This is a genomic window from Thauera sp. SDU_THAU2 (assembly GCF_038260575.1).
Taxonomy (GTDB): domain Bacteria; phylum Pseudomonadota; class Gammaproteobacteria; order Burkholderiales; family Rhodocyclaceae; genus Thauera.
Genome location: NZ_JBBWUN010000003.1, coordinates 3,997,116 through 4,013,767 on the forward strand (window position 1 = coordinate 3,997,116; position 16,652 = coordinate 4,013,767).

General features: G+C 66.5%; 16 protein-coding genes. 7 read left to right on the top strand and 9 right to left on the bottom strand.

The window, feature by feature from the left end; translation table 11 throughout:
• Positions 1 to 144: 144 nt before the first annotated feature.
• A complete protein-coding gene (locus tag AAFL97_RS20375; protein ID WP_341646482.1) occupies positions 145 to 1,515 on the top strand; it encodes a CHASE3 domain-containing protein in 1,371 nt (456 codons plus the stop codon).
• 21 nt (positions 1,516 to 1,536) lie between these two features.
• Here the strand turns inward: AAFL97_RS20375 and AAFL97_RS20380 are convergent, their stop codons facing one another.
• The 7 genes from AAFL97_RS20380 to AAFL97_RS20410 all read right to left on the bottom strand — a co-directional run bounded on the left by AAFL97_RS20380 (position 1,537) and on the right by AAFL97_RS20410 (position 7,360).
• On the bottom strand, positions 1,537 to 1,938 hold the full coding sequence (locus AAFL97_RS20380; RefSeq protein WP_341646483.1) for a response regulator: 402 nt from the start codon (positions 1,936 to 1,938) through the stop codon (positions 1,537 to 1,539).
• A gap of 21 nt (positions 1,939 to 1,959) precedes the next feature.
• Positions 1,960 to 2,595 (bottom strand): response regulator, encoded by a 636-nt coding sequence (locus AAFL97_RS20385; RefSeq protein WP_263460316.1) that lies wholly within the window; start codon positions 2,593 to 2,595, stop codon positions 1,960 to 1,962.
• A gap of 34 nt (positions 2,596 to 2,629) precedes the next feature.
• Positions 2,630 to 2,794 (bottom strand): DUF1328 domain-containing protein, encoded by a 165-nt coding sequence (locus AAFL97_RS20390; RefSeq protein ID WP_083953669.1) that lies wholly within the window; start codon positions 2,792 to 2,794, stop codon positions 2,630 to 2,632.
• Between the two features lie 91 nt (positions 2,795 to 2,885).
• Positions 2,886 to 3,083 carry a CsbD family protein gene (locus AAFL97_RS20395; RefSeq protein WP_263460315.1) on the bottom strand — a complete coding sequence of 66 codons (198 nt, stop codon included), beginning with the start codon at positions 3,081 to 3,083 and terminating at the stop codon, positions 2,886 to 2,888.
• A gap of 211 nt (positions 3,084 to 3,294) precedes the next feature.
• Positions 3,295 to 4,314 (bottom strand): D-2-hydroxyacid dehydrogenase family protein, encoded by a 1,020-nt coding sequence (locus AAFL97_RS20400; RefSeq protein ID WP_341646484.1) that lies wholly within the window; start codon positions 4,312 to 4,314, stop codon positions 3,295 to 3,297.
• Positions 4,315 to 4,454: 140 nt separating this feature from the next.
• Positions 4,455 to 6,488: a sigma-54-dependent Fis family transcriptional regulator gene (locus AAFL97_RS20405; protein ID WP_341646485.1), complete on the bottom strand. Its 2,034-nt coding sequence runs from the start codon at positions 6,486 to 6,488 to the stop codon at positions 4,455 to 4,457.
• A 98-nt stretch (positions 6,489 to 6,586) separates the two neighbouring features.
• On the bottom strand, positions 6,587 to 7,360 hold the full coding sequence (locus AAFL97_RS20410; RefSeq protein WP_341646486.1) for an acetoin reductase: 774 nt from the start codon (positions 7,358 to 7,360) through the stop codon (positions 6,587 to 6,589).
• Positions 7,361 to 7,375: 15 nt separating this feature from the next.
• On the opposite strand from AAFL97_RS20410, the gene AAFL97_RS20415 reads away from it, so the two are divergent.
• The 6 genes from AAFL97_RS20415 to AAFL97_RS20440 all read left to right on the top strand — a co-directional run bounded on the left by AAFL97_RS20415 (position 7,376) and on the right by AAFL97_RS20440 (position 13,861).
• A complete protein-coding gene (locus tag AAFL97_RS20415) occupies positions 7,376 to 7,498 on the top strand; it encodes a hypothetical protein (protein WP_341646487.1) in 123 nt (40 codons plus the stop codon).
• 314 nt (positions 7,499 to 7,812) lie between these two features.
• A complete protein-coding gene (locus AAFL97_RS20420) occupies positions 7,813 to 9,612 on the top strand; it encodes an NAD(P)/FAD-dependent oxidoreductase (protein WP_341646488.1) in 1,800 nt (599 codons plus the stop codon).
• 86 nt (positions 9,613 to 9,698) lie between these two features.
• Entirely contained in the window at positions 9,699 to 10,766 is a 1,068-nt protein-coding gene (locus AAFL97_RS20425) for a 2,3-butanediol dehydrogenase (protein ID WP_341646489.1), read from the top strand.
• A 202-nt stretch (positions 10,767 to 10,968) separates the two neighbouring features.
• Positions 10,969 to 12,594, top strand: coding sequence for an ABC-F family ATPase (locus tag AAFL97_RS20430; RefSeq protein ID WP_341646490.1), 1,626 nt, complete (start codon positions 10,969 to 10,971; stop codon positions 12,592 to 12,594).
• Positions 12,595 to 13,002: 408 nt separating this feature from the next.
• On the top strand, positions 13,003 to 13,365 hold the full coding sequence (locus tag AAFL97_RS20435) for a BON domain-containing protein (RefSeq protein ID WP_341646491.1): 363 nt from the start codon (positions 13,003 to 13,005) through the stop codon (positions 13,363 to 13,365).
• 46 nt (positions 13,366 to 13,411) lie between these two features.
• A complete protein-coding gene (locus AAFL97_RS20440) occupies positions 13,412 to 13,861 on the top strand; it encodes a PRC-barrel domain-containing protein (protein ID WP_341646492.1) in 450 nt (149 codons plus the stop codon).
• Between the two features lie 99 nt (positions 13,862 to 13,960).
• On the opposite strand, the gene AAFL97_RS20445 is transcribed toward AAFL97_RS20440, so the two are convergent.
• Positions 13,961 to 14,704, bottom strand: coding sequence for a 3'-5' exonuclease (locus AAFL97_RS20445; RefSeq protein ID WP_341646493.1), 744 nt, complete (start codon positions 14,702 to 14,704; stop codon positions 13,961 to 13,963).
• Positions 14,705 to 14,732: 28 nt separating this feature from the next.
• Positions 14,733 to 16,610, bottom strand: coding sequence for a DUF294 nucleotidyltransferase-like domain-containing protein (locus AAFL97_RS20450; RefSeq protein ID WP_341646494.1), 1,878 nt, complete (start codon positions 16,608 to 16,610; stop codon positions 14,733 to 14,735).
• Positions 16,611 to 16,652: the final 42 nt, after the last annotated feature.

Sequence of the window (16,652 nt, forward strand, 5' to 3'; positions counted from 1 at the left end):
CCTCGGCCGCGGTACGCGCAAGCAAGGGGGAGCAATCCCCCTTCTTGCCATGGTGCGCCATCAGGGTATGGCCCGTCTGGCCGATGCGGCGGGCATCCGCTATAACATCTCCACGATCAGACACACCACTTGCCGAGACGCTTCTTGCCCCGCCTGCCTTCCCGCCTGCCGCGCGCTTCCACCTTGCTTCTGCTGGTGGTGCTGGTGCTCGGCTTCGTACTGGGGGCCGTCTGGCTGATGGCGGCGCAGCATCACGCCGAAACCAGCCGCGACGCGCTGCAGAAGCTGCAGCAGCAATCGAGCCGCGTCGCCCATCTCGACAGCCTGCTGGTGCATCTGCTCGATGCCGAATCTGGCGTGCGCGGCTTCATCCTGACGGGCGATCCGGCCCACCTCGCCCCCTACCGGGACGGCAGCGCCGACATCGACATCACGCTTGCCGCGTTGCGGGCCGAAAACTGGCCGGATGCCGCCCAGCGCGACACGGTCGAACAGCTGGCCAGGCGGGTCGAAACCCGCTGGGCGCTGCTGGCCCGGGCCATCGAACGCAGCGCCGGCCCGGAAGCCGACGACGGCACGGAAAACGGCAAGCAGATCACCCACGACATCCGTACGCTGATCGAAACGCTGCGGACGCAGACGATGGAGCAGATCCACGACACCATCCTGGCCTCGTTCGACAACCTGGGGGATGCACGGCGGACCAACACCGTGCTCGGCATGGGCGTGCTGGTGCTGCTGGCGACGATCATCGTGCTGCTTTACCGGCAGGACCGCCTGCGCGATCACCTGTCGGCGCTGCTCCAGTCCGAGAACGAGCGCCTGCAGTCCGTGGTGGAAATGCGCACCGCCGCACTGAGCAGCTTGGCGACTTACCTGACCAATGCGCGCGAAGCCGAGAAGGAGAGCCTCGCCCGCGAACTGCACGATGAACTCGGCTCGATGCTGACCGCAGCGAAGATGGATGCGGCCTGGATTGCGCGCAAGCTGCCGGACGAAGCCATCGCCCCGCTGCGCGAGCGCTTCGACCGCCTGCTCGACACCCTGGGCCAGATCATCGCGATCAAGCGCCGCGTGGTCGCCGACCTGCGCCCGCCGCTGCTGTCCGACCTGGGCCTGGTCGAAGCGCTGCGCTCGCTGGCGCAGCCGGGAACGGGGGACGAGGACGGCGGCCGGATCGAGCTGGATCTGCCCGACACCCTGCCCGATCTGCCGGCGCCGGTATCGCTGGCGCTGTACCGGATCGCGCAGGAGGCGCTCACCAACATCCGCCGCCACGCCCAGGCCACGCACGTCCGCCTGAGCCTCGCCGCGGAGGCGGACCGCATCGTGCTGAAGGTGGAAGACAACGGCACCGGTTTCGACCCGTCGGTCCGCCAGCCGATGCGCCACGGCCTGACCGGCATCGCCCACCGCGTGCAGATGCTGGCCGGCCAGCTCGACATCGACAGCCGCCCCGGCCGCGGCACGCGCATCGTGGCGCGCATCCCGCTTGCGGCGGCGGTGGAGAGCTGAGAACAGCTCGCCGAGGGCGATTCAGCGCCGCGCGGCAGCGCTCTGGACGAATTCGAGCAGTTCGTCCATCTGGAAGGATTTGTCGAAGAAGTGCTCGACGCCCAGCCCCTTGCAGCGGGCCCGCAACGCGCTGTGCCCATAGTTGGAAAACACCACCGCGCGCGGACTGCCGTAGCGCTCCGGTTCGGCCTGCAGGCAGGCTAGAACGCCGAGGCCGCTGCCCTGGCGCAATTCCAGATCGACGATGACGACATCGGCCTGCTGCCGTTCGAGTTCGGCCACGGCCGCTTGCTCGCCATCGGCATTGCCCACGACCTCGACGCCGTCGAGCTCGTTCAACATGTCGCGCAGCATCGCGCAGAGGATCGGCGAATCCTCGATCAGCACGACGCGTAGCGAAGAAGAAGACGCAGGGGCAGCCATGATTCGAAACCGGTCATTCGATCATTCGAGAATCAGCCCATGGCGCAGGGCATAGGTCGCCAGTTCGGCATTGCTCGACACCTCGAGCTTTTCGAGCAGGCGCGAGCGGTAGGTGCTGACCGTCTTGACGCTGAGATTGAGCACCGCGGCGATGTCGGACACGGATTCGCCGCGCGCGAGGCGCAGGAACACCTGCAGTTCGCGGTCGGACAGCTTTTCATGCGGCGCGCCGCCGCCACCGCCGGTCAGCTCCTCCGCCAGCAGTTCGGCCGTGCGGGGCGAAAGGTAACGCCGGCCCTGGGCGACGGCATGGATCGCGTTGATGAGGTCCTCGCGCGAGCAGTCCTTGCACAGATAGCCGTCGGCACCGTTGCGGATCATCGCCAGTGCGTAGCGTTCTTCCGGGAAGCCGGACAGCACCAGGATGCGCAGCTTCTCGTAGCGCTGGCGCGCGGCACGCAGTACGTCGATGCCGCTCTGCCCCGGCAGCGACAAATCGAGCAGCAGAACATCCACCTCGTGCTCGCGCAGGCCCTGCAGCGCCTCTTCGCCGGACGCCGCCTCGAACGGGAAGGCGAAGCCCAACTCATCGGCGAGCATCTCGCGAAAGCCCGCGCGCACGATCTGGTGGTCATCGACGATGGCGATGCGCAACATGTCGGTTCATCCGGTCGAAGTTGATCAAGCTCGCTCAGCGTCCCCTGAGGAGGTTGACGACGAAACTGGCAATCGCCATCACCAGGAAGACGACGAACAGGATCTTGGCGATGCCCGCCGCGCCGGCGGCAATGCCGCTGAAGCCGAACAGCGCCGCGATCAGGGCGATGACGAAGAAAACGACTGCGTAGTGAAGCATGGTTTTCTCCTTGCAGGTCGGGAAAGCCACAGGACGCCCGCCCGAAGGCGGGAATCCGGCGACGAATGCAGGCACTCATCGGCCAACGGGCTCAAAGACGGCTTTGCCAGTCCCTGACCTGTTTCTCGGCCTCGTCGCGGCTGATGCCGTAGCGTTCCTGGATGCGGCCGGCAAGCTCGGTGCCGCGGCCGGCGATGACGTCGAAGTCGTCGTCGGTGAGCTTGCCCCATTGCTGCTGGACCTTGCCCTTGAGCTGCTTCCAGTTGCCTTCGATGATGTCCTTGTTCATGGCTGCTCTCCTTGGGGTTGGGGATGCGGCTCGGTGTCTGAGCACGCCTTCACTTTAGGTGAGGCCGCCCGCGCGCCCCATCAGCCCGATCCGAAAGCCGCGTCGGACGATTCCGACAGCCGGCCGCCATCACACTCGAAATCTGGCGGCCCTGCTCCAACTCTGCGACGACACCAATCCAGGTGGCGGGCCGAGACCCGCCCTGCAACTCCTACCGGGTGCGCCCGTCACCTGCCATACCGAGCTTGTTCAGTACCCGGATGGGCTGGCCCGCGGCCCAGGCCGCGATGGCCTCGACCGCGTTGCAGTAAAAGGCGCCGAAGTTCTGCGGCGTAACGTAGCCCAGGTGCGGGGTGAGCACCACGTTGGGCAGGCCGCGCACCGGGTCGTCGGCCGGCAGCGGCTCTTCGGGATAGACGTCCAGGCCCGCGCCGGCGATACCGCCGTCGCGCAGCGCCCGCATCAGCGCCTGCTGGTCGACCAGCCCCGCGCGCGAGGTATTGACCAGGAAGGCGGTGGGCTTCATGGCGGCGATCGCCTCGGCGTCCACCACTTCGCAGGTAGCGGCGCTGAGCACCAGATGCAGGCTGACCACGTCCGAGGTGGCGAACAGCGTGTGCTTGTCCACCCGCGCCACGCCCGCCTCGGCGGCGCGGGCATCGGTCAGGTTGGGGCTCCAGGCCACCACGTCCATGCCCATGGCCTGGCCGACGCGGGCCACGCGCTGGCCGAGATTGCCCAGCCCGGCCACGCCCAGCCGCTTGGCGGCGAGCGGCTCGGGCATGGCGCTCTGCCAGCCGCCCGCCACCATGGTGGCGTGTTCGCGGGGGATGCGCTTGAAGAGCGCCAGGATCAGCGCCCAGGCCAGCTCAGCCGTGGCACCCGCGCTGTCGGGACTGCCCGGCGCGCCGCAGACGTCGATGCCGCGTGTGCGGCAGGCCGCCATATCGATGGAATTGTTGCGCATGCCCGTGGTCACCAGCAGCCGCAGGCGCGGCAGGCGCTCGATCAGCGCGGCGGGGAACGGGGTGCGCTCGCGCATGGCGACGACGACGTCGAAAGGTGCCAGTGCCTGTGCACGCGCATCGTCGTCGGCCAGGTACTCCCGGAAAAAGGACACCTGCGCCCCCGCGCCCAGCGACTCCCAGTCCGCGAGTCTCCGGGCCGAATCCAGGTAGTCGTCCAGCACCGCGATCTTCATGATGGTCCTCACGCTTGCGTACAGTTCCATGGCGCCGATTCGCCGGGAGCAGTGACCATATCACGCAGAAGCCGGGAGCGATGGGCCGCCGGATGGACCGTACGCCTCCCCCTGACGAACAAATCATTGGCGGCATCTTCCCGCAGCACTGAACTCGAACGGCGCGGCGATCAGGACGGTCTCTTGCTCCAGCGGGCGCAGCGCACGCCCAGTTGCAGGCGCTGGATGCGCCGGTGTACCGTGGAACGGCTCACGCCCAGGCGCCGCGCCACTTCCGAGACGTTGCCGTGGCATTGCGCCAGCAACTGTTCCAGTTCCACGGCCGTGCCGGGCTGGAAACGTCCGCCAGCGCCGTCCGCCGCGTCGAGCCCGGCAGTGCTGTCCATCTGCAGCATGGATGGCCCGGCATCCAGCACATCGGCCGCCTGCAGGCTGTCGGGCAGATGAGCCGGCTCGATGACACACTCCCTGACACACTCCCAGGCCGGCGCGCCGGCCTGCGGCCCGTCGCCGCACAGCGCGACGGCGTAGCGCAGCACGTTGTGCAGCTCGCGCAGGTTGCCGGGCCAGGGGTGGGCGAGCAGCATCGCCCGCGCCGCCTCGCCGAGGCTGTACCGGCTGCCCAGCTCGGCCAGCATCCGGTCCATCATGCCGCCCAGATCGCAGCGCCGGCGCAGCGGCGGCAGTTGCAGTTCCGCGGCGTTGAGGCGGTAGAGCAGGTCCTGGCGGAACTGGCCGGACTGCACCAGTTCGGCCAATGGCCGGTGCGAGGCCGAAAGCACGCGGATATCGACCGTGCGCGGCTCGCGCGCCCCCAGCGGCAGGACCTGCGATTCCGACAGCACGCGCAGCAGCTTGGCCTGCAGCGCCAGCGGCATGTCGCCGATCTCGTCGAGGAACAGGGTGCCGCGATGAGCGGCTTCGATCAGGCCCTGGCGGCCCTTGCTGGCACCGCCCGTCCATGAGCCGGGCAGGTAGCCGAACAGCTCGCTCTCCAGCAGCGACTCGGGAATGGCGGCGCAGTTGATGGCCACGAACGCGCCGCTGCGGCCGCTGGCACCATGGATGGCGCGGGCGAGGAATTCCTTGCCGGCGCCGGTCTCGCCCTGCACCAGGATCGGCAGGTTCTGCGGCGCCAGCCGCGCCGCCTTGTGCAGCAGCGCGTCCATTGCCGGGTCGCCGGCGCTGAGCATCTGCAAGGCGGCAGGCAGCGGCGCGGGCGCCGCCGGGCGTGAGGCCGGGCTCAGCACCCGCATCGGCTCGATCGCATGGGCGAACAGCACCCTGCCATCGCAGGCGCGGACGATGCGCTGTTGCGCCGGGCGGTCGGCGCGCAGACTGGGCAGGTGGCGCGCGTCGAACTGGAAGAAGCGTTCCAGCGGCTGGCCGATCAGGGCATGGCGCTGCCGCCAGTCCAGCCGCGCCGCCGCGGCCAGCAGGCGGGCACCGGCGTGGGTCATGGCGTTGATGCGGCCATGCGCATCGAGGGCGATGGCGGCGTCCGGGTCCACGTCGAGAAAGTCCGGCGACTGGGAAAAGCGCAGCACCCAGTCCCTGCGCGACTGCGCCATCAGGTTCGCCAGTTCCACGCGCCGTGCCGCCGCGACCACCAGGTTCAGCGCCAGGCCCTGGCTGGCGCGCTCCTCGGGCGACCTGAGCTGGGAAAGGTCGAGCACCGCCGCCAGCTCACCGCGCAGGTCGTAGATCGGTGCCGCGGTGCAGGACAGCCGCGTGTGGGTGAAATCGAAATGGTCGCTCTGATGCACGGTCAGGGCGTCGCCGGTGGCCAGGCAGGCGCCGACGGCGGAGGTGCCGGCACGGTCTTCGCGCCACTCGGCCCCCAGGTACAGGCCGGCGCGGCGCAGGTCGCCGCTGGCAGCCTCGCGGCCGAGGAAATCCACCGCCACGCCGTGGCGGTCGGCCAGCAGCAGCACGTAGTCCAGGCCCTTCAGTTGCTGGTAGAGCCGCTCCAGCCCGCTGCGGGCGATGCGGATCAGCGACTCGGATTCTTCCCGGTGCTGGCGCAACTGCCCTTCGGGGACGATGACGGCTTCGCAGGTCCGCGCCGGATCCAGCCGGTGGTGGTCCAGGCAGCGCCGCCAGCTGTCGAGCACGGCTTCGTCCCTGCTGCCCCCGTGCATGGGCTGCCCCAGCCCGAAGGCTTCGATCTCCTTGATGTGCGAGGCATAGGACTGGGGTGGCATCGCAGGCTCGGGCGCTGGGTGTGTGCTGCTGGGTGTCTGCACCTGGACGATGGGCCTGCAAGCAAGCCCCTCGCCCATCCGCTGCAGTTTATCGGCAGTCAGCGCAGCACGATACCGCCATCGATCATGATGGACTGCCCGGTCATGTAGTCCGAATCGGGCGAGGCCAGGTAGTGAACGAAATCGGCCACGTCCTTGGCCGTCTGCGGTCGGCCCAGCAGGATGCCCGATGAAAAGCGCTCGAAGGCCTCGCCCGGCTTGGTGCCGAGGTATTTGCCCATTTCCTCGTCGATGCGGTCCCACATCCTGGTCGCGGCAACGCCGGGGCAATAGGCATTGACGGTGATCTTGTGCCGCGCCAATTCCTTGGCGGCGCTTTGCGTCAGCGAACGCACGGCATGCTTGGTGGCGCAATACACGCTGAGGAATTCGTAGGATTCATGCCCGGCGATGCTGCAGGCATTGATGATCTTGCCGCCCGTGCCCTGCTTCTTCATCTGCTCGGCGGCGGCCTGCGTGCCATAGACCACGCTATAGACGTTCACCGCAAAAACTTTCTCCAGGTCCGGCTCGCGCACCGCATCCAGCGGCATCACGTCCTCGATGCCGGCATTGTTGATGAAGACATCGACCTGGCCGAAAGCGGCCACGGCATGCGCCACCAGCGCGAACTGCTCGTCGCGCCTGGCGACGTTGCCGACGAAGGAGCTCACTTCGAAGCCATTGCTCCTGAATTCCTGCTCGGTCGTGGCGAGCAATCCGGCATTGATGTCCGACAGCACGATGCGGAAACCGTCTGCGGCCAGGCGCTCGGCAATCCCCTTGCCCAGGCCGTCGGCGGAACCGGTGATGACTGCGACTTTCTTGCTCATGATGCCTCCTGGTGAATGAACGATCGAAAAATCGATGACGCCGAAATCGGAAAAACCAGCCGGCCGGCACGGCAGCTCATTCAGGCACGCCTGCCGTTGATTGGCTTGCAATGGAACATGTGCGCGCCCAAATCCTGAATTGCCCGAATGGCGTGGCGTATTGCGCGGCGGAAAGTGCCAGGGATTCTGGAATCAAAGCACCCGCAGGTGAATGAAGGTTTACCCAGAAATGGCATTGCACCGCAGCATGGCCAATGCGACACCTGTCGCAGCCATTGCAACACCTGAAGCGGCGAAATGATCCAGCGCGACGCAGATGTTCAAGCCGTCGTTCGGCAAGCCATTGATTTCATGATGCCCGAGTGGCCCGGACAGGCATGGCACGGCCTTTGCGATACCTCCTCCGCCCGCACACCCCACGGGCATACACCAACAACAATTCTGGAGACATCATGACCACAAGCCCCACTGCCCGCGCCCAGGCAATGCTGGACCAGCTCAACGACGCACTGGCCAGACGCGACATCCAGGCCGCAGCCGAACTGTTCGCCGACGAATCGTACTGGCGCGACCTGGTGCTGCTGACCTGGAACCTCAAGACCCTGGAAGGCCGGGACGCCATCCGGCAGATGCTGGACGCACAGCTGGATGCCGCCGCGCCGGTCGTCTTCGGCCTCACTCCCGGCGAAGCGGTGGACGAAGCCGATGGCGTGGTTTCCGCGTGGATCGACATCGATACCCGGCTCATCGCCGGCCATGGCCACATCCGCATCAAGGACGGCCGCATCTGGACGCTGCTGACCACGGCGCAGGAACTCAAGGACCACGAGGAGCCGCTGGGCCCGCGCCGGCCGATGGGCGCCGAGCACGGCATCCAGCGCGGACGCAAGACCTGGCTGGAACGCCGCGAGGAAGAAGCGGCCGAACTGGGCCGCAGCCAGCAGCCCTTCGTGCTGGTGATCGGCGGCGGCCAGGGCGGCATCGCGCTGGGCGCGCGGCTGCGCCAGCTGGGCGTGTCGCACATCGTCATCGACCGCTATCCCCGCCCCGGCGACCAGTGGCGCAGCCGCTACAAGTCGCTGTGCCTGCACGACCCGGTGTGGTACGACCACCTGCCCTACCTGCCCTTCCCGCCGAACTGGCCGGTGTTCGCGCCCAAGGACAAGATCGGCGACTGGCTGGAGATGTACACCAAGGTCATGGAAGTCAATTACTGGTCTTCCACCAACTGCGTGAAGGCCCGCTACGACGAGGCCCGCAAGGAATGGGAAGTGACGGTGGAGCGCGAAGGCGAGACGCTGGTCATCCGGCCGAAACACCTGGTGTTCGCCACCGGCATGTCGGGCAAAGCCAATGTGCCGAAGATCGAGGGCCAGGACGTCTTCAAGGGCGAGCAGCAGCATTCCTCGCAGCACCCCGGGCCGGACGCATACAAGGGCAAGAAGGTGGTGGTGATCGGCGCCAACAACTCGGCGCACGACATCTGCGCCGCGCTGTGGGAACACGGCGCCGACGTGACCATGGTGCAGCGCTCCTCGACCCACATCGTGCGCTCGGATTCGCTGATGGACATCGGCCTGGGCGACCTGTATTCCGAACGCGCCGTCGCCAGCGGCGTGACGACCAAGAAGGCCGACCTGATCTTCGCTTCGCTGCCCTACCGCATCATGGCGGACTTCCAGGTTCCGATCTACGACCGCATCCGCGAGCGCGACGCCGAGTTCTACCGCAAGCTGGAGGAAGCCGGCTTCATGCTCGACTTCGGCGACGACGACTCGGGCCTGTTCATGAAGTACCTGCGCCGCGCTTCGGGCTACTACATCGACGTCGGCGCCTGCGACCTGGTCATCGACGGCAGCATCAAGCTGCAGTCGGGCAAGGGCATCAGTCACCTGAGCGAAAACGCCGTGGTGCTGGACGACGGCACCGAGCTGCCCGCCGACCTCATCGTCTATGCCACCGGCTACGGCTCGATGAACGGCTGGGTGGCCGATCTGGTCAGCCAGGAAGTCGCCGACAAGGTCGGCAAGGTCTGGGGCCTGGGTTCGGACACGACCAAGGACCCCGGCCCCTGGGAAGGCGAGCAGCGCAACATGTGGAAGCCCACGCAGCAGGAGAACATGTGGTTCCACGGCGGCAACCTGCACCAGTCGCGCCACTATTCGCTGTACCTGGCGCTGCAGTTGAAGGCGCGCCAGGAAGACCTGCCGGTGCAGGTCTACGGCATGCAGGAAGTGCATCACCTGCGCTGAGCGGGAGGTTTCCGGAGCGCCTCCCCGGCAAGGGGCGAGGCGCTCCGGCGACGGCCACAGGAATTCACAACCACGGAGTTTGATCCATGAAGGCAGCACGCTTTTACGACCGCGGCGACATCCGCATCGAAGACATCCCCGAACCCGTCGTGGCGCCGGGCACCGTCGGCATCGAAGTGGCCTGGTGCGGCATCTGCGGCACCGACCTGCACGAGTTCATGGAAGGGCCGATCTTCATTCCGCCCTGCGGCCATCCGCACCCGATTTCCGGCGAGTCCGCCCCCGTCACCATGGGCCACGAGTTTTCCGGCGTGGTGTATGCCGTCGGCGAAGGCGTGACCGACATCCAGGTCGGCCAGCACGTGGTGGTCGAGCCCTACATCGTCGCCGACGACGTGCCTACCGGACCGGGCGAGAACTACCATCTGTCGAAGAACATGAACTTCATCGGCCTGGGCGGCCGCGGCGGCGGCCTGTCGGAAAAGATCGCCGTCAAGCGCCGCTGGGTGCATCCGATCTCCGACAGGATTCCGCTGGACCAGGCCGCGCTGATCGAGCCCCTGTCGGTCGGCCACCACGCCTGGAGCCGCAGCGGCGCCAAGGCCGGCGACGTCGCCCTGGTCGGCGGCGCCGGCCCGATCGGCCTGCTGCTGTCGGCGATCCTGAAGGCCAAGGGCCTGACCGTCATCATCACCGAGCTGAGCGCCAAGCGGAAGGAGAAGGCCCGCGAATCCGGCGTCGCCGACCACATCCTCGATCCGTCCGAAGTGGACGTGGTCGCGGAAGTGATGAAGCTGACCGGCGACAAGGGCGTGGACGTGGCCTTCGAATGCACCAGCGTGAACAAGGTGCTGGACGCGCTGGTGGCCGCGACCAAGCCCACCGGCGTGGTGGTGATCGTGTCGATCTGGAGTCATCCGGCCACCATCAACGTGCACAGCGTGGTGATGAAGGAGCTGGACGTGCGCGGCACCATCGCCTACTGCAACGACCACCAGGAAACCATCAAGCTGGTCGAGCAGGGCAGGATCGACCTCGAGCCCTTCATCACCCAGCGCATCCAGCTCGACGATCTGGTTTCGCAAGGCTTCGAAACGCTGATCCACAACAATGAGTCGGCGGTGAAGATCATCGTCCAGCCGCGATTGAAATAAGCCGGCCCTCCTTTATTCCTGTCCTCCTTTCTCCCCCTTCCGCGGCCCGCTCCGGTGGCGCCCGGCAGGGGGTTTTTCCTGCCTGCTCCGGCCAGGGCGGCATGCCTGCGGCACTCCTGCGCGCCACAGTCCTGAAACACTCCTGTCGAACAGCCTGAGCTATAATGCAAGGCTTTGTTTTATCTGATAAACAGGATTTTCCGTGCTCGTCGCAGCCAACATCACCATGCAGTTCGGGGCCAAGCCCCTGTTCGAGAACGTTTCCGTCAAGTTCGGCGACGGCAACCGCTACGGCCTGATCGGCGCCAACGGCGCGGGCAAGTCGACCTTCATGAAGATCCTGTGCGGGATTCTCGAACCCTCCGCCGGCAACGTCTCCAAGGACGTGCATGAGCGCATGGCCTACCTGCGCCAGGACCAGTTCGCCTACGAGAGCATGCGCGTGCTCGACGTCGTGATGATGGGCCACGAAGAGCTGTGGGCCGCCATCCAGGAACGCGATGCGATCTACGCCAACCCGGACGCGACCGAAGACGACTACATGCACGCCGCCGAGCTGGAAGGCAAGGTCGGCGAATACGACGGCTACACTGCCGAAGCGCGCGCCGGCGAACTGCTGCTCGGCGTGGGCATCGACTCCGCGCTGCACAACGGGCCGATGAGCGAAGTGGCCCCCGGCTGGAAGCTGCGCGTGCTGCTGTGCCAGGCGCTGTTCGCCAACCCCGAGATCCTGCTGCTGGACGAGCCGACCAACAACCTCGACATCAACACCATCCGCTGGCTGGAAGACGTGCTGAACAACCGCGACTGCACGATGGTCATCATCTCCCACGACCGCCACTTCCTGAACCAGGTCTGCACCCACATGGCCGACCTGGACTACGGCACCATCACCATCTACCCGGGCAACTACGACGACTACATGGAAGCGTCGACGATGGCGCGCGAGCGCCAGTCCGCCGCCAACGCCCGCGCCAAGGACAAGATCCAGGAACTGCAGGCCTTCGTGCGCCGCTTCTCGGCCAACAAGTCCAAGGCCAAGCAGGCCACCAGCCGCCTGAAGCTGATCGACAAGCTCAAGCCCGAGGACGTCAAGCCGTCCAGCCGCCAGTACCCGTGGATCCGCTTCGACTACGACGAGAAGGACAAGCTGCACCGCCTGGCCTGCGAAGTCGACGGCATCAGCTTCGGCTACGAGGGCATGGAAAAGCCGCTGATCAACAAGTTCTCGATCGCCATCGAAGCCGGCGAGAAGGTCGCCATCATCGGCGAGAACGGTGTCGGCAAGACCACCATGCTGAAGCTGCTGGTGGGCGAACTGAAGCCGCAGAAGGGCCAGGTCAAATGGGCCGAGAAGGCCAAGCCCGGCTATTACGCCCAGGACCACTCGGCCGACTTCGCCGAGGACGTCAGCCTGACCGACTGGATCGCGCCCTACTCCCGCATCACCGCCGCTGCCACCGGCGAGGACAACGAAACCCTGCTGCGCGGCACGCTCGGCCGCCTGCTGTTCTCGGGCGACGAGGTCAAGAAGTCGGTGAAGGTCATCTCCGGCGGCGAGCAGGGCCGCATGCTGTTCGGCAAGCTGATGCTGTCGCGGCCCAACGTGCTGCTGATGGACGAACCGACCAACCACCTCGACATGGAATCGATCGAATCGCTGAACGGCGGCCTCGACAAGTTCAACGGCACGCTGATCTTCGTCTCGCACGACCGCGAGTTCGTGTCCTCGCTGGCCACCCGCATCATCGAAATCAAGCTCGACGGCCAGATCATCGACTACCGCGGCACCTACGAGGAATACCTCTCGAGCCAGGGCCTGGAATAAGCAGTCCCGCGCACGCCCTGTCGCCCAACGCCCCGAAGGCCCGCAAATCTGCGGGCCTTCGGCGTTTTCGGGGCGGCACGTCCGTGTAGGTCTCGGCCTACGCCATGTCGGCGACATCCGACACACGCAAGCGGCATGCGCCTATGCACGCAGCCGCCTCCGCTGCCTATCTTATAGACCACAGGGACGACGGACGCGGCGACGCGCTTCCCGCTGCCGGACCGCCACTCCCGGTTTCCCCCGGCCACCAAAGGAGATCGTCATGCGCTCGCTGCTGCTGTTCCTGCTTGGCGTACCCATCCCGATCATCATCCTGATCTGGTTGTTCACCTGACGCGCCACACGACCGTGCAACGGCGACGCCCATGCGTTGCGCGAACCCGCCCGATCCAGAAAGGAGATTCGACCATGAACAAGATTCTTGCCACCACGCTTGCCGCCACCGTCATCGGTCTTTCCGCGCCGGCCGCCTTCGCTGCCTCCGACATGGCTCCAGCCGAACCGAGGCCCGAAGCCGGCGACAGCATGGAGCGGGAGTCCGGATCGGTCGGTCAATTCATCGACGACGCCACCGTCACCGCCCGGGTCAAGACCGCGCTTGCCAGGGACGAACTGACCAAGGCACGCAACATCGAGGTCGATACCGTCAGGAACGTGGTGACGCTGACGGGCGAAGTCGACTCCCGCGCCGAAATCGAGCGCGCATCGGTGATCACCACCGGCATCGAAGGCGTGCTCTCGGTCAACAACATGTTGACAGTCAAGCAGTGAAGAAAACAGGCCGGCGTCCGCGCCGGCCCATGAAACGGAGACGGACATGGACTACACCAATCCCCCTGCCGGCGCCGACACCCCACCGTCGCTGCAAGGTGCCCGGATCGTCGGCGGCAACGACAACCACGACGGCCCCGGTCCCGCAATCATGGCCGCCGACACGCTCGGCGGAAACGAGGTCTACAACTTCAACAACGACAAGCTGGGCACCATCGAGCACATCATGCTCGACGTCGGCCACGGCCGCATCGCCTATGCGGTGCTGGCCCGCGGCGGCGTCCTGGGCATCGGCGAGAAGCTGCACGCGATTCCGTGGAGCGCATTGACGCTCGATGCCGAACGCAAGTGCTTCGTCCTCGACGCCGACAAGGAAAAGCTGAAGGAAGCCGACGGCTTCGACAAGGAGCACTGGCCCTCCTTCGTCGATCCCGACTGGGCCGCCGACCAGTACGCCAACTACGGCAGCGCGCCTTACTGGCAGCCGCGCCTCTGAGGTCGCTGCCGGCCGGCCTCATCCGAATGCGGGAGCCCTTAGCCGGCTGCCCGCACGACTGCCCCGCCTGCCACTGCTCGCACTACGCACCTTTTCCCATCACAAGCACAATTCCCGCAGCGAACTTTCCGCCGAAAACCGATGCGCTACCTGCGCCTGCAGCAGTTCGGCGGTGGCGAGCGCGTCGGTCAGCGCGTGATGCGCCCGGTAGCGCGGCAGCTTGTAGCGGCTGCGGCTGTCGGCCAGGCGGATCGATTCCGTTCGCCGGCGCCGGCCCAGCAGCCAGGCGAAGAAACCGGGCGGACGGCGGTACAGGCGCGCTTCGAGTTCCATGGTGTCGATGACCGGGAATTCGATGCCTTCGCCGATACGCGCCCGCAACGCAGCATCCAGGAAGCCGCGCTCGATGCTGCGGCAATGGACGACGACGATGCGGCCGGCCAGCGCTTCCAGCAGTTCGCCGAGGATCGCGTCCAGATCGGGGGCCGCTTCGATCTGCGCATGGGTGATGGCGTGGATCGTCACCGATTCCGGCTTCAGATCCCCGTCAGGCCGCAGCACCCAGTAGCGCGAGGCGCTGGCCTGGATGCGGGTCACCGTCATCGGCACCACGCCGATGCTGACGATCTCGTCGCGTGCCGGGTCCAGGCCGGTGGTTTCGATGTCGAGCGCGACCATCGGCACGTCCTTCAACAGGTAGTCGCCCGCTGGTACGCCCTGCGCGTAGAAGGATTGCAGGCGCGGGTCGCGCGCGGCGGCGGCAAGCGCGGCGAAACGCTGCGGCCAGGCTATGCCCGCGGCGGCACGCGCCCGGCGCGAGATATGGCCCGGTCCCGCTTTCATGTCGCCCAGATGCAGCATCGTGCCGTGCTCAGTTGGCCCGCCCGGGCTGGTAGCGATATTTGAGGTACTTCTGTGCGTTGCCGAGGATCAGGAAGGCATCGCGCAGGCTCTTGCGTTCGAATTCGGACAGTTTCTCGGGTTCGATGCTGTTGTCCGGCTCGTTGCCTGCGGCGAGATCCTGGGCTTGATTGCGTGCCCGTACTGCCGAGATGAACTCGAGCGAATCGTACAGATCCTGCCCGCGCCCGAGCGGCAGGATGGCGGCGTCGATGATCTCGCGCAGGCGCTCGAAGGAGTTGATCGACTGTGCGCCGATCGCCAGCGCATGGACGCGGATCAGGTCGGACAGCGGCCCGGTGCCGCGGCGCTTGATGTTGATGGCATGGGTGTGGCGGCCATCGGATTCGACGACGAAGTCCTTGAAGAAACCCAGCGGCGGCGTGCGCAGCAAGGCGTTGCGCGCCATGCAGGCGAGGAAGCGCGAGTTGTTGCGGGCCTTGCGCGCCACCAGCTCGCGCAGGCGCACGGCCCATTCGATGCGCCCCCACACGCCGTCGAGATCGAAGAAGATGCCGGCATGCAGCAGCGATTCGGGCGTCGGGCGCTCGATCCAGTCGGTGAAGCGGCGCTCCCATTCCTTGAGCGGCTGGCGCCACTTTTCATTGCTCGCCATCACGCCGCCGGTACAGTAGCTGTAGCCGCAGCGCGCCAGCCCGTCGCAGACGAAGTCGCCGAGCGCCTTGAACCAGGCATCGTGGCGTGCCGGATCGAAGCGGTTGTCCAGGATCAGCGCATTGTCCTGGTCGGTGACGATCAACTGTTCCTGCCGCGCCATCGAGCCCAGCGCAAGAAAACAGTAGGGCACCGGCGGTGGGCCGAGTTCGGCTTCGGCCAGTTCCAGCAGGCGCTGCTTGAAGCTGCGGCCGATCGCCGCCATCGCGCTGCCCACCATGTGGGCGCTGGCTTCCTCGCCGACCATGCGGCTGAAACAGGCGCGCACGCCCGGTACCAGCGCGGCCAGATCATCCACCGACTGCGCACGGAAGATGCTGCCGACCACGAACAGGCTGTTGCGCGATTCGTAGCGGATGATGTCCGACAGCGCGACGATGCCGAGCGGGCGCTGGTGCTTCATCACCGGCAGGTGATGCACGTTGCGGCGGAGCATCGCCAGCATGGCTTCGAAGACCAACTGGTTGTACTCCACCGTGACCACGCCCGGGCTCATGATCTCGGCCACCGGCGTGTCGTGGCTCAGGCCGGGCGCCAGCAGGCGGGTGCGCAGGTCACGGTCGGTGAGAATGCCGGACAGCAGCGGCAGTTCGGGCACCTCCGGGTTGTCGTCGACGATCAGCAGCGAGGACACGCCTTCCTGTGTCATGCACTGCGCCGCTTCGCGCGCGCTGGCGCCGCTGCCCAAGGTCACGGCAGCACGCCCGACGAGGGTATCGATGGTGGCCGACAGCAGATCGTTGGCGTCCTCGCGCCGCGACACGACATGCCGCAGCCGCGTGCGGTCCTCGACTTCGACGTGGTCGGCGAAAGCCTCGTTGCCGTCGAATAGCTCGAGGAACACCGGCTGCGGAACCAGGTAGATCAGCGAATCCTCCAGCGCCTTCGCCGGAAAGCGCACGCGGCCATAGCGCAGCAGGCCGAATTCGCCGAAGTAGCCGCCCGCCGTCAGGCGGTTGTACAGCGTCCCGTTGCGGCGGAAGATCTCCACCGCGCCGCTGCGCACCACGTGCCAGAACTCGGCGGGCTGGCCGAACTCGACGATCTGTTCGCCGGCCTTGTAGTAGCGCACATCGACCGCCGCCGCCACGCGCTGCACGACGTCTTCCGGCAAGGCATCGAAAGGCGGATGAGCGCGAAGGAAGTCGAGGATTTCGAGTTGTTCGACCTGCATGGCATGGGTCCGAGGATGTCGGTCGGGGCAAACATACACCGA

Bases quoted from the DNA above. Each gene is read 5' to 3' on its own strand.
- AAFL97_RS20450 (WP_341646494.1), bottom strand. From the start codon at position 16,610: ATGCAGGTCGAACAACTCGAAATCCTCGACTTCCTTCGCGCTCATCCG.
- AAFL97_RS20440 (WP_341646492.1), top strand. From the start codon at position 13,412: ATGGACTACACCAATCCCCCTGCCGGCGCCGACACCCCACCGTCGCTG.
- AAFL97_RS20415 (WP_341646487.1), top strand. From the start codon at position 7,376: ATGAACGATCGAAAAATCGATGACGCCGAAATCGGAAAAACCAGCCGG.
- AAFL97_RS20385 (WP_263460316.1), bottom strand. From the start codon at position 2,595: ATGTTGCGCATCGCCATCGTCGATGACCACCAGATCGTGCGCGCGGGC.
- AAFL97_RS20390 (WP_083953669.1), bottom strand. From the start codon at position 2,794: ATGCTTCACTACGCAGTCGTTTTCTTCGTCATCGCCCTGATCGCGGCG.
- AAFL97_RS20420 (WP_341646488.1), top strand. From the start codon at position 7,813: ATGACCACAAGCCCCACTGCCCGCGCCCAGGCAATGCTGGACCAGCTC.
- AAFL97_RS20425 (WP_341646489.1), top strand. From the start codon at position 9,699: ATGAAGGCAGCACGCTTTTACGACCGCGGCGACATCCGCATCGAAGAC.
- AAFL97_RS20395 (WP_263460315.1), bottom strand. From the start codon at position 3,083: ATGAACAAGGACATCATCGAAGGCAACTGGAAGCAGCTCAAGGGCAAG.
- AAFL97_RS20445 (WP_341646493.1), bottom strand. From the start codon at position 14,704: ATGAAAGCGGGACCGGGCCATATCTCGCGCCGGGCGCGTGCCGCCGCG.
- AAFL97_RS20410 (WP_341646486.1), bottom strand. From the start codon at position 7,360: ATGAGCAAGAAAGTCGCAGTCATCACCGGTTCCGCCGACGGCCTGGGC.
- AAFL97_RS20380 (WP_341646483.1), bottom strand. From the start codon at position 1,938: ATGGCTGCCCCTGCGTCTTCTTCTTCGCTACGCGTCGTGCTGATCGAG.
- AAFL97_RS20400 (WP_341646484.1), bottom strand. From the start codon at position 4,314: ATGGAACTGTACGCAAGCGTGAGGACCATCATGAAGATCGCGGTGCTG.
- AAFL97_RS20435 (WP_341646491.1), top strand. From the start codon at position 13,003: ATGAACAAGATTCTTGCCACCACGCTTGCCGCCACCGTCATCGGTCTT.
- AAFL97_RS20405 (WP_341646485.1), bottom strand. From the start codon at position 6,488: ATGCCACCCCAGTCCTATGCCTCGCACATCAAGGAGATCGAAGCCTTC.